Annotated in this window: 13 protein-coding genes; 2 read left to right on the top strand and 11 right to left on the bottom strand. The window is 29.9% G+C overall.

Going from position 1 to position 12791, the window contains the following annotated elements:
- Positions 1 to 8: 8 nt before the first annotated feature.
- The 3 genes from L8U00_RS02070 to mobB are packed head-to-tail and all read right to left on the bottom strand — an operon-like array spanning position 9 to position 1540.
- Positions 9 to 203 carry a hypothetical protein gene (locus L8U00_RS02070; RefSeq protein ID WP_263675498.1) on the bottom strand — a complete coding sequence of 65 codons (195 nt, stop codon included), beginning with the start codon at positions 201 to 203 and terminating at the stop codon, positions 9 to 11.
- Entirely contained in the window at positions 203 to 1051 is an 849-nt protein-coding gene (locus L8U00_RS02065; protein WP_263708361.1) for a class 1 fructose-bisphosphatase, read from the bottom strand. The genes L8U00_RS02070 and L8U00_RS02065 overlap by 1 nt, the downstream gene beginning before the upstream one ends.
- 9 nt (positions 1052 to 1060) lie before the next feature.
- A complete protein-coding gene (gene mobB, locus L8U00_RS02060) occupies positions 1061 to 1540 on the bottom strand; it encodes a molybdopterin-guanine dinucleotide biosynthesis protein B (RefSeq protein ID WP_263708360.1) in 480 nt (159 codons plus the stop codon).
- Positions 1541 to 1626: 86 nt separating this feature from the next.
- On the opposite strand from mobB, the gene L8U00_RS02055 reads away from it, so the two are divergent.
- On the top strand, positions 1627 to 2121 hold the full coding sequence (locus tag L8U00_RS02055; protein WP_263708359.1) for a hypothetical protein: 495 nt from the start codon (positions 1627 to 1629) through the stop codon (positions 2119 to 2121).
- On the opposite strand, the gene L8U00_RS02050 is transcribed toward L8U00_RS02055, so the two are convergent.
- The 3 genes from L8U00_RS02050 to gltX are packed head-to-tail and all read right to left on the bottom strand — an operon-like array spanning position 2009 to position 5231.
- Positions 2009 to 3646, bottom strand: a complete 1638-nt coding sequence (locus L8U00_RS02050; RefSeq protein WP_263708358.1) for a lytic transglycosylase domain-containing protein — start codon at positions 3644 to 3646, stop codon at positions 2009 to 2011. The two genes, L8U00_RS02055 and L8U00_RS02050, sit on opposite strands and share 113 nt — an antisense overlap.
- Entirely contained in the window at positions 3647 to 3934 is a 288-nt protein-coding gene (locus tag L8U00_RS02045) for a YggT family protein (RefSeq protein WP_263708357.1), read from the bottom strand.
- Between the two features lies 1 nt (position 3935).
- Entirely contained in the window at positions 3936 to 5231 is a 1296-nt protein-coding gene (gene gltX / locus L8U00_RS02040; protein ID WP_263708356.1) for a glutamate--tRNA ligase, read from the bottom strand.
- Between the two features lie 133 nt (positions 5232 to 5364).
- Here gltX and L8U00_RS02035 point away from each other — a divergent pair, with 133 nt between their 5' ends.
- Positions 5365 to 5787 (top strand): PepSY-like domain-containing protein, encoded by a 423-nt coding sequence (locus L8U00_RS02035; RefSeq protein WP_263708355.1) that lies wholly within the window; start codon positions 5365 to 5367, stop codon positions 5785 to 5787.
- A 20-nt stretch (positions 5788 to 5807) separates the two neighbouring features.
- Here the strand turns inward: L8U00_RS02035 and L8U00_RS02030 are convergent, their stop codons facing one another.
- The 5 genes from L8U00_RS02030 to L8U00_RS02010 form a co-directional block, all read right to left on the bottom strand.
- Positions 5808 to 6341 (bottom strand): HyaD/HybD family hydrogenase maturation endopeptidase, encoded by a 534-nt coding sequence (locus tag L8U00_RS02030; protein ID WP_263663353.1) that lies wholly within the window; start codon positions 6339 to 6341, stop codon positions 5808 to 5810.
- A complete protein-coding gene (cybH, locus tag L8U00_RS02025) occupies positions 6338 to 7030 on the bottom strand; it encodes a Ni/Fe-hydrogenase, b-type cytochrome subunit (RefSeq protein WP_263708354.1) in 693 nt (230 codons plus the stop codon). The genes L8U00_RS02030 and cybH overlap by 4 nt, the downstream gene beginning before the upstream one ends.
- Positions 7031 to 7045: 15 nt before the next feature.
- Entirely contained in the window at positions 7046 to 8761 is a 1716-nt protein-coding gene (locus L8U00_RS02020) for a nickel-dependent hydrogenase large subunit (RefSeq protein ID WP_263708353.1), read from the bottom strand.
- A gap of 2 nt (positions 8762 to 8763) precedes the next feature.
- Positions 8764 to 9903, bottom strand: coding sequence for a hydrogenase small subunit (locus L8U00_RS02015; protein ID WP_258107370.1), 1140 nt, complete (start codon positions 9901 to 9903; stop codon positions 8764 to 8766).
- A gap of 159 nt (positions 9904 to 10062) precedes the next feature.
- On the bottom strand, positions 10063 to 12636 hold the full coding sequence (locus L8U00_RS02010) for an ATP-dependent Clp protease ATP-binding subunit (protein ID WP_263708352.1): 2574 nt from the start codon (positions 12634 to 12636) through the stop codon (positions 10063 to 10065).
- Positions 12637 to 12791: the final 155 nt, after the last annotated feature.

Here is a 12791-nt window from a genome sequence, read left to right as displayed (position 1 = left end):
ACCTTTAATTAAAAATCAAATCCACCTTCTTTACCTTTAGACATACTCTTATAAACTGCATCAATATACTCTTTTCTTAAAGAGCATTCAAAAACCATAGAGCAAGGTAAACAAGATTTTAAGTTTTTATCGTTTTGACAAGCTTGAAGTTCGTTTTTTTTAACTTCCAAAGCTAGTTCAAATTCATCTTTAACTTCAGCCATTAAAGCCCTTTATAAGCTTGTTTTAGTTTTTCAATTTCATATTTTGAACCCAAAAAGCATGGCGTACTTGCATGGATTTTTTCAAATTCTAAATCAAGCAAAGAATCATTTTCTCCATTAGTAGAAAGCCCTCCTGCTTTTTCAAAAATAAAAGCAAAAGGAAATACCTCAAAATATGCTCTTAATTTTCCATTTGGCGCATCACTTGTTGCAGGATATGAAAATAATCCTCCACCTTTGAGTAAAATTTGATGTAAATCACTTACCATAGCACCTGAATATCTTAAACGATATCCTTCATCAAATAAAGCTTTTATAAAAGCTCTATGAGTATTTGACCAATTTTTTTGTGTCCCACCGCTTGCATTTAATTTGCCTTTTTCGTTTAATTTTAAATCCTTAACAAAAACAAATTCATCATTTTCATTTAACCTATAAAGCTTAGGAGTATCTATGCATACTATAAGCTCTAAACGCACACCATAAATAGCATAAACTGCTGCTTTTAGATTTTTTGCACTAGCCTTTTGCTCATAAATAGCAAAAATAGAACCTATAGCAAAATTCACATCTACCAAAGATGAGCCATCTAAAGGATCATAAGCAACAATGTATTTTTCATTTTCATTGATTAATAATTGCTCTTGTTTTTCTTCACTAATTAAGCTTTTTATACCTTTGCTTTGCTTTAAAATTCTAGTGATGATCTCATCGCTTTTTACATCGAGTTTTAATTGATTATCTCCAGTAGCATTTTGAGAAGTAGTATAATCAAAATCTTTTAAATATCTAAGTTCTTTTGAAATTTCAATCACTGCTTTTTGCATATCGTTAATTAATTCTTGCATATTTTACTCCTATACTTTTTTTGAATTTTTTAATATAAAATCACAAATACTTTCTAAATCATCCAAATAAAGCCAAGTTAAATTTTTATTTTCGATTTTCTCATAGCTTGCAATAGCCTTAGAATAAGCAAAATAGCTCTCATCTACTTCTTTGCAAAAAACACTAATTCTTGGCATATCTAAGGTTTTTAAGCCCTCTATAAATAAAAAATCAAATTCCCCTAGTTTGAAAATAGCTTCATCTAAAGTACTTGGAGAATGTGTAAATAAAGTTGTTCTTGTAGGGCTTAAAACCATTACATCAGCACCACTTTGAAAAAATTTAAAACTATCTTTTTTTGCTATATCAAAACTTGCTTTATCTTTTGGATCATGTTTTATAATACATACTTTATAATTTTGTTCCATAAAATATTTAGCAACTTGGGTTATTAAAGTTGTTTTACCTGAATTGGAAGGCCCACTAAAAGCCATTGCTAATCTTTTCATAACTTCCTTAAATCAAAGAAAATAAACAAAATTATATCTTTTTAAAAGTTAAAAGCTTATAATTATAAAAAAATTAGGAATAAAATATGAAAAAAATTTATATGATTATTTTTTTAACACTTATTTTTACTGCATGCTCAAATAAAACCCAAAAACAAAGTGAAATCGATTTAAAAAGTCAAACTCTTATGTATGCACAAAAAATCAATTTTAATTATAAAGATAATAGAGTAGTAGCTTTGTTAAGTTATCTAAATCCTGTATTAGATGAAAAAAGCCAAAAAGAAGTTTTTGTGCTTAGTTTTTTACCAAATATCAATATCAAACAAGAACAAATTTCAATACTCATAGATGGAGAAAAAACTAACTTAAAAGCCTTAGATCAAAATGATGAGTTGTTTAAATATATCATCAAAAGTGATTATGCAAATTATTACAAAATCACCCTTGATGAGTTGGTACAAAAACCTATTTTAAAACTTGATTTGTGTTTTGAGAATCAGTGTTTTGAGTTAAAGTTTCAAAAAATTTCGAAATCGGTGTATTATCGTTCAGAAGATGCAAATACACAATATAATTAGCTAAAACCTTTTTAGCATACACCCTACTTTCTGCATAAGGAACAAGCTCCATAGATAAAAATGGCTCGTACTTTCCTGCTCTAAACATATCTTCTCTTTTGAGCATTCTAGTGGTAAATCCTATACCTCCATTATAAGCATAAGCCACAAATACCGGAGAATTAAGCTTAGATTCTAAATAATCTAAATGATGATTTGCAAAAGTATAAGCTGTTTTTGGGTCAAAAAGCATATCTTGGTCAAAATTTGGAATTTGCAATTCTTTATTGCCTATATGATTAGCTAAAAATGGAATAAATTGCATAATACCTAAAGCATAAGAGGTTGAAATAGCTGTTGGGATAAAACGGCTTTCTTGTCTAGCTAAAGCTAAAATCATAGCCTTTCTTTGTGTAGAATAATCTTTTAAATACTCAAAATAAGGCATAATAAAATAATGTTTTTTAAAACCCTCAGCTCTTTCTTTAATATAAGCATAAATAGCGATATTTTCTTTAGTATAAAAATCTTTTGCAAGCTTTTCTAGCTCATTAGGAGCACCTTTTGCAATTTCTTTTGCAAGTTTTTGCCAAGCAAAAGGATCTTTCATATCAAAGTCATTTTTTTGTTTTTTTGGCTTTAATTTTTCTATTTTAGGCAAAGGCAAGCCTTTTAACTCTCTTGCATAAAGATTATAAATATTTAAAGAATCACTTTGAGCAAGCTCATCAAGATACTTTTTATCTTGAGTGATTAAATAAATCCAAAAATTTGCATTATCTACTAAAGGCTTGCTTTTAAAAGTATCTTTTGCTACTTGGAAAAATTCCAGTGCTTTTTTATCGTCATTTTCTAAAATAGCATTCACTCCCAGATAAAAAGCATTATCTTGAAAAGTTAAATTTGCATCCACATTGACCAAAGATTTTCTTATCAATGGACTTTTTTTCTTAATGATAATTTCTTTTACAAAATTTGTAAATTCTTTTTCTTTTACTAACTCATCAACAAAATCTTTTTCTAAGAAAAAATCCTTTTTGTCTTTTAAAAAGCCATAAATTTTATAAAAATTTGCACTATCATAATTTAAAACCGTATAACTTAGAGGATCTTTAGCATTAAAAGCTTCTAAAAGCTTTACTAAATTTGGATTATCTTGTGGAATAATTTTTTTCATCTCATTACGCGTTGAAGTATTAAGATCTTGTATAAAAGTTAAACTGTTTAATCTTATAAGCTGACAAGTAGCATTAGCATCTAAGATATTTTGCGCATTAAATTTATAACAAGCTTCATATTCTTTATTATATCCCAAAGGCGGAATGATCGTTTCAATAGCATTTTTAATACGCCCTGCATAACGATAAATATGTTCTTTTAAACCCTCAACTTCTTCTTTTTTAAATTCATTTTTTTCTAATAAACGATATAAATAATAATCCTTAGCTAAAGAATTTGGTTTTTGCTCTAATTCTTTATAAGAATACATAGCACTATTTGCAAAAACTACTCCAGCTAAGAGTAATACCACACTTTTTTTCAACACTTATAAACTTCCTAAAATTAAATTTGATAAAAATATTTGTATAAATTTAAGCCCTAAAATAATAATCAAAGGTGTTAAATCAATACTTCCTATAGTAGTAGGGATAAATCTTCTTACAAAAGCATAAGCAGGATTAGTTAAACGATATAAAATTTGTACTATAGGATTATATGGATCAGGCCTTACCCAAGAAATTAAAGCAGCAATAATTATAATCCATACATAAATTTCAATCACTAAAGAAAAAATTTGCACCAAAGACACAATCAAACTTGTTCCAACTCCCATTTTACTCCTTTATAATTTCTTTAATAAAAGGCTTGATTAAAGTATAAATTTCACTCATTTCAGGTCCGTGAGTAGCCCCTGTTAATACTAAACGCAAAGGCATAAAGAAATTTTTACCTTTTAAATTTGTTTTTTCCATTAAAATCTTTTTGAACTCATCATATTCTTGAGGTAAATCCAAATCTTTTAAAATCTCTTTAATCAACTTACACTCATTTTCAAATTCATTATAATTTTTAACTGCAAAAATAGCTTGTATTTTTTCTTTTATCTCATTTAGCGTGCTAGCCTCTTGAGTATAAAATTTTGCAAGCTCTGCTACATCTTTGCCTAAATTTAACAAAGAATTTAATTTATCATTATCAAGCATTTTTATATGCTCACGGTTAATTTGCATCAAGCGCTTAGTGTCAAATCTAGCAGGAGATTTTGAAACTTTTTTCAAATCAAACCATTCTATAGCTTCTTCTAAAGTAAAAATCTCTTTTGGAGTTTTATTGCCTAAAAGGATTAAATAATTTGCAATAGCACTTGCTAAATATCCATTATCAAGCATCCATTTTACACTAGAATGAGCCTCTCTTTTGCTCATTTTAACACCTTCTTCATTTAAAATGATAGGTAAATGTGCATAAGTCATGCTTTTATCATAACCCAAACTTGCTCTAATATGCTCTTGCTTAGGAGTATTTGAAACATGATCTTCTCCCCTTATAATACAAGTAACACCTTCTAGCATATCATCAACCGCACAAGCAAAATTATAAGTTGGGGTTTTATCTGCTCTCATAATCACAAAACTATCAATATCTTCAGGATTAAAACTAATCTCACCTTTAATATAATCAGTAAATTTCATTTGAGATTGAGGTTTTTTAAGACGGATTACAAAAGGTTTCTCACAATTTAACACATCAATATCTGCTAATTTTTCACAAGTACCATCATATCTATATGCTTGATTTTTACTTTTAGCTAATTCTTTTTTATGAGCTAACTCATCCTCAGTACAAAAACAAGCAAAAGCTTTTTTTTCACTTACTAGCTTTAAAGCCATTTGACGATGAAATTTCAAATTCTCACTTTGTACATAATAATGCTGCCAAGTTATACCAAATTCTTTTAAAATAGCTTTTATTTCCTCTTCTTTTCCAGCAATATTTCTAGCATTATCCGTATCTTCAATACGCAAAATAAAATCTGTATTTTCTTGTCTTGCTTTAATATAATTAAACAAAGCTGCTCTTAAATTTCCAATATGCATATCTCCAGTAGGCGATGGTGCAAACCTATACATTATTTATCCTTTTAAAACTTTTTTATCATTATACAATTAAATACTTGCTATTTATTTTAAAAAAACAAAGTTCACACAAAATTCACTCAATATTTATATGATTTCACAAATAATTCAATTTAAAGGATAAAAAATGAAATTAAAAATAGCTTTAGTGGCATTAACTCTAGCAAGTTGTGTTTTTGCAAGAGATATGGTTGTAGGTGTAAATGCTTTACCGGCAAATTCTAAAAATTTTATACAAAAACATTTTACAGGCTCAAACATAGCTTTAGTTAAACAAGATATTGATAGTTTTGATGTTTATTTAGACAATGGAACTGAACTTGAGTTTTTCATCAATGGAGATTGGAAAGAAATTGATGCAAAATACAGACCGATTGATACTTCTTTTTTAAGTCCAAATGTTTTAACAACGATTAAGAAAATGCACCCAAATGCAAGTATAATTAAAGTTGAAAAAGAAATTCAAGGTTATAAATTTAAACTAAATAATATGATGGAAATTTATACTGATGTAAATGGAAATTTCTTAGGACAAAAATTTGATGATTAAAAATTAAGCTAAGCTTTTGCTTAGCTTTTATAAGAATTTAGAGCAAGCTCTTGTATATTATAATTAGCAACTCTCTCATAAGTAAAGCCTTTTTTCTCTAAAAAATCAAGTAAAATTTTCTCCATTTTTTCTAAAGCACTCAAGACTTCTTTTGAAAGTTTAAAACTCAATGGTTCTATGCGCTTTGGCACACAGGCTAAAATTTGAGTTTTAGGCAAATCTCCCATAAGCTCCATGTATTGTAAAGTTTGAAGCATTTCAACCTCATGTGCGCTACCACTCCAATTAACTTTTTTTGGCATTGCATCATAAGGAAAGAAAAAAATATCTCCGATCTTAGCATCATCTGCTGCAATACAATCAATCACAACCATTTCATCATATTCAGCTATAATATAGCTAAGTTGCAAAGCCAAAGTTCCACCATCTACAAAGCTCACTGAGTCTTTTTCGTGATAAAACTTATAATTTTTTTCTAAAAGTTTGCAAAGATGAACGCCTAAACCCTCATCTGCAAACATAATATTACCAATGCCTAAGATTAGAAGTTTCAATGATTTTCTCTTACAAATTTATAACCACTAAAGATAGCATCTAAAGCACCATCTTTACCTTTAACTGAGTTAAACACAGCCATATAAATATGCACTGGAATAAAAATCAACACAATCCACATTAAAATTCTATGGTAGGTTCTAACATCAGCTAATCCACCTAACATTACTTCAATAGGTCTTAAGATGTTATATAAAAATCCACCCAAGCCTTCATGATATACATGCACATAAAGGATTAATCCTGTTAAGATAAGTCCAAACATAACAAGATAAAAGAAAAAATAAGTTACAAATTGCAAAGGATTATATACACCTTGCAAATGCGGATGCTTTCCTAAAAAAATGTAAAATTTAATCTGCTCTATCCATAATTTTACATTAAAAATATCTTTTATGCTTTTTCTCTCACCATCACTTTTTGAATCAAAAAAGAACAAATATGTTTTAAAAATCACACAAGCTATTAAGATAAATCCAAAAATTTGGTGTACCATACGGTATTTTGCCTGCATAAATAAAGTTGGTTCAGATGAAATAGATGGAGATTGAAACACATAAGAAATATAATATCCAGTCCCTACTAAAATCACGATCGCAACTGCTCTTAACCAATGTGTAAAACGAAGGCCAATACTGAATTCGTATTCAGCCTTTCTGTTTGATTTTAAGGAATGTTTAGAATCCATACTAAAGTCCTTTCCTTATAAATTTACATTAACTTTATACTCGCTAAGATTATTGCCTTTAGTATCCATTACATGCACAGCACATGCTATACAAGGATCATAAGAGTGAATAGCTCTTATTACTTCTAAAGGTTGTTTAACATCAGCTAGTTTCATACCGATAAGACATTGCTCATAGCTACCGCCTACTCCATTTGCGTCTTTTGGACTTGCATTCCAAGTAGAAGGTACTACTGCTTGCCAATTTTCAATTACACCATTTTTAATTCTACACCAATGACTCAACGCACCACGAGGCGCACTTCCCATAAATCTACCTTTGTATTCTTTATTTTTATCGATTACATAAGTAGCACAAGTGCTTTCATCTGTTTTTAAATTTTCGACTAAAGAATTAAATGCTTTTAAACCATGATCAGCAATGATTTTAGCTTCAATCGCTCTAGCACCTGTTCTTCCTAAAGTACTCATAAGTGCTTTAAGTGGTAAATTTGTGGTTTTTAAGAATGAATCAACTGCTTCTACTACGATTTTATTACCCTTAGCATAATTTACTAAAATATTTGCTAATGGTCCAACTTGCATAGGTAAATTTTCATATCTTGGAGCTTTAATCCAGCTGTATTTACCTTTAGTATCAAATACCTTACTATGAACCATATTACCTTTATCATCAATGCTTTCACCATCAATTAAGCCTGTATAGTTTGGATTAGTTTTGCCATCATAAGGATGTAAAGCTTCATTGTCTGCATACCATGATCTTGTAGCTTCTTCAGTGATTTTAGCTTCATCTACTTCTTCAACCTTACTCAAATCACCATTTCTAATAATACCACCTTCAAACAGCCACTCATCGCTAGAAACTTGGAATTCTTTTTCAGTGTAGAAATTATTTACTCCTACATCATTTAATACACTTGCTTCTTTAGAATAAGCTTTTGCAGCCATTATGATATCTGGATAATAAGCACGATTAATAAAATCAGTTACTTCTTGGAATTTAGTCATATATTCAGCCATTCTTGATGGGTTTAAAAGATCCATAACACAAGTCACACCACCTACTGTTAAGCTTTGTGGATGAGGATTTTTAGCACCAAAAATCGCCATAGCTTGAGCTATTGTTCTTTGAATTCTTAAACATTCTAAATAATGTGAAAGCGCAATAAGGTTTTGCTCAGGAGTAAAGCGATAAGTTGCATGTCCATAATAAGCATTTGCAAATGGTCCAAGATTTCCTTTATCTACAAAGGTTTTTAGTCTTTGCTGTACTTCTAAAAGTTTATCTGCACCTGTTGCATAAGGCATATCGGTATATTTAAATGCTTCATCACTTGCTTTTTTTACATCAGCACTTAAAGCACTTACAACATCAACAAAATCAAGCCCATGAAGTTGATAAAAATGCACCACATGATCATGCATGTATAAAGCTGCATTCATTAAAGTTCTAGTTAAAACAGCATTTAATGGTGGGGTAATACCTAAAGCATTTTCTACCGCAATAATCCCTGCTCTATAGTGTGAAAAAGTACAAACACCGCAAATTCTTTGAGTTAAAAAGCCTGCATCTCTTGGATCACGACCTTTTACAATAGTTTCCAAACCTCTCCATAGAGTTGATCCTGAATATGCTTCTTTAATGACATTATTTTCATCAACCACCACTTCAACTCTTAAGTGTCCTTCTATTCTAGTAAGTGGATCTATAATAATTCTTTTTGACATTCTTAATCCTTATTCTTTTCTAATGAAGCAATTACAGCGTGCGCAGCAACAGCAACACCTGTTACACAAAGTACACCTATACCAATTTTATCTGAAATACTATCAGCACCCAAACCATAAACAGTATCAAATAATCTTCCTGCCATCACTTCTTCAAAAGGCCCCATAGTATCCCAAAAATCTGGTTCAGAACAACCTATACAACCATGTCCAGCTTGAATAGGCCATGAAGTATGCTGATTAAATCTTTCTCTTGAACAATTATTAAAAGTATAAGGTCCTTTACAACCTACCTTATAAAGACAATATCCTTTTTTTGCTCCTTCATCACCAAATTGTTGCACAAACTCACCCGCATCAAAGCGTCCTCTTCTTTCACAAAGATCATGAATTCTTAATCCATAAGCCCATTTTGGTCTATTATAAGCATCAAGCGCTGGCAATGTTTGATACAATATATAATGAATCACATTACCTATAATGTTTTTCTCGCTTGGAGGACAACCTGGAACGTTAATAACTGTTTTATTTGTAACTTTACTTAAACTCACAGCATTACTTGGATTAGGTCTAGCAGCTTGAATACCACCAAAAGCTGAACAGGTACCTATAGCAAAAATAGCCAAAGCATTATCACAAGCTTGAACTGCTATTTGCTTACCTGTTTTACCGTGTGGTCCTATGGTTAAAAAGTTTTCTGTAGCACCTGTTGGTATACCACCTTCTACCATTAAAATATATCTACCTTTATATTTTTCCATAGCAGCTTCAAGATTATGCTCAGCTTGCCAACCTGCTGCACCCATTATAGTTTCATGATATTCTAAAGAAATATGATCAAAAATTAAACTATCAATAGTAGGAGCATCACTTCTTAATAAACTCTCAGAACATCCTGTACATTCAGCCATATGAAGCCAAATCACTGGAAGTCTATCACTAAGCTCAGCAGCTCTTGCAACTACTGGAGTAAAGCTAGCAGGTAGTGCCAAAAATGCAGTCATTGCACTAGCCCATTTCATAAAATCTCTTCTTGAAAAACCTGATTGTTCTAAGGCTTTAGAGATAGAAATCTCATTTTTCAAAAGAGGAAGTTTTTCTAATGCGTCTAAACGGCGATTAAAAATATCTAAATCACTCATTTGTTGTTCCTTAAATATAGAAATATCATTAAAGATTTTAAAACATTTATTGTTAAGAATAGATAAAAAATAATATTTTTTTAAACAAATATACGAAGTATTTACAATTTAATGTTAATAGGATAATTTTACTCTAAAATAAGCAAGTATTGCACTTGCTTATTGTTTAATAATGACAATCTCATCATCTTTAGAATCTATAATAATCTCATCATTTTCATTTAATTCATCGGATAATATCATATCACTTAATTTATCTTCTACCATGTCATATAAGGCTCTTTTTAATGGTCTTGCGCCAAAATCTACATCAAAACCAACCTTTGCTATTAACCTAGCAGCATTATCGCTCAAGCTTGCTTTAATACCTCTATTTTCAAGACTTTTTTGCAAGGTATTAAAAAGCAATTTAACTATTTTTTCAGCCTCACTTTCTCCCAAAGGATTAAAAGTAATGATATCATCTAAACGATTTAAAAACTCAGGTCTAAAAAAGCTTCTAAGGGCTTCTTTGATAGCTTTTTCTCTTTCTTCGCCCTTTAACTCCATAATAAAATTTGCACCTATATTAGAAGTTAAGATAATGATAGTATTAGTAAAATCCACCGTTACGCCTTTACTATCTGTAGCCCTACCATCATCTAAAATTCCCAAAAGTATATTAAATACATCCTTATGAGCTTTTTCTACTTCATCAAATAAAATCACGCTATAAGGCTTTCTTCTAACAGCTTCGGTTAGTTCCCCTCCTTCTTCATGCCCTATATATCCTGGAGGTGCACCTAAAAGTCTTGATATACTGTGTTTTTCCATAAATTCACTCATATCAAAACGCACCATAGCTTTTTCATCATCAAATAAAAATTTAGCCAAAGCTTTAGCACTTTCTGTTTTACCTACCCCAGTTGGCCCTAAAAATAAAAAGCTTCCTATAGGCTTAGTTGCTTGATTTAGCCCTGCTTTATTACGTTTAATAGCTTTAGCTAAAGCACTCAAAGCCTCATCTTGTCCTACGACGCTTTCTTGTAAATACTCTTGAATGTGTAAATATTTTTGCTTTTCAGAAGTAAGCATTTTTTGCACGCTAATACCTGTCCATTTGCTTAAAATACCTGCTACTAAATCCTCATCTACTTGATTTTTAAGCAAAACTCCTTCTTGGGTCATTTGTTTCCATTTTTCTTCTAAATTTAATACCTCTTTTTCGCACTCTAAAATTTTGCCATATTCTATTTCAGCAGCTTTTTGAAAATCTCCTTTGTTTTTAGCCAAAATAGCTTCATTTTTTAAAGTATCGATTTCTTTTTTCTTTGCACTTATGCCATTAAATACTGCTTTTTCATTTTCAAATTTGGCATTAAGTTTGATTTGCTCTTCTTTTAAATTTGCTAATTCTTTTTTAATCTCTTCTAATCTTTTTTCATTAGTTTCATTTTCTTCCATTTTTAAAGCTTCATTTTCTACTTCTAAGCTTTCAATTTGTTTTCTAACCTTTCTTAAAGAATTTGGCTCACTTTCTATCTGCATTTTTAATTCTGCTGCGGCCTCATCAATTAAATCAATCGCCTTATCAGGTAAAAATCTATTAGCTATATAACGCTTAGATAGTTTTGCAGCTGCCACCAATGCACTATCATTAATAGTTACATTATGATGAATTTCTAATTTTTCTTTTATACCTCTTAGCATTGCTAAAGCTTCATTCACGCTAGGTTCAGCTACATTTACAGGTTGAAATCTTCTTTGCAAAGCCGCATCTTTTTCAAAATATTTTCTATATTCTTTTAAGGTTGTAGCGCCTATAGTATGAAGCTCACCTCTTGCTAAAGTAGGTTTTAAAATATTTGCTGCATCCATACTTCCTTCATTTGCACCTGCACCTACAATGGTGTGAATTTCATCTATAAATAAAATTATATTTTTGTGTTTTATTACTTCATTTACAACAGCTTTTAATCTATCTTCAAATTCACCTCTGTATTTTGCTCCTGCTATTAAAGCACTCATATCCAAGGCTATGACTTTTTTATTTTGCAATGAAGTAGGAACATCTTTTTTTACTATTCTTTGTGCTAAAGCTTCTACTACAGCAGTTTTTCCTACCCCTGGCTCACCTAATAAAATAGGATTATTTTTAGTTTTTCTGATTAAAATTTGCATTAATCTTTGAATTTCTTCTTCTCTGCCTATGACAGAATCAAGTTCATTGTTTTTAGCTTTCATAGTCAAATCAATACCAAATTTAGACAAAGAATCAAGCGTTTCATCGCTTGTTTTGGTTTCTATTTTAGCTCCAGCTCTAATAAATTCTAATTCTTTTTTAAATTCATTTAAATCTACAAATTTAGATAAAAATTCTTTAATAACCCCACTCGTACTTTCTGAGACAAGCCACATATCCACAGCCAAATAGCTATCTTTGTTTTCTAAAGCAAAGCCTTTTGCTTTTTCTAAAGAATTAATAAATTCATTTGAAAATTTAATATTATCTTTATTTACATTTGAGCTAGTAGGAAAAGATGAAATTTTACTTTTTACTTCTAGCTCAAATGCCTCTTTAGAAACATTTAATTTATTAAAAACTTGATTTAGCAAACTTGAACTATCAATACTTAAAGCCCATAATAAATGCAAAGGTTTTATTTCACTATTCTTAGAATGAATGGCCAAAGAAATCGCACTTTCTATATTTGAAAGCATAGAATCTGTTAAAAAATCTTGTATATTTGCCATTTTTGCTCCTTTTTTACTTTTATATGAGATGTATTATATAACTTTAGTCTATTATTGTCAAGTTTATTTAGTTATATTTATAAATAATTTTTTATATAAACGCACTAATATAATAAAAATATTTACTTTATTTACGATTTTTTAAGCAAAAATAA

Origin of the sequence: Campylobacter sp. IFREMER_LSEM_CL2256 (genome assembly GCF_025771645.1) — a bacterium.
GTDB lineage: Bacteria > Campylobacterota > Campylobacteria > Campylobacterales > Campylobacteraceae > Campylobacter_D.
The sequence above is the reverse complement of the archived record's forward strand: the minus strand, read 5'-3'. Positions and strand labels throughout refer to the sequence as shown.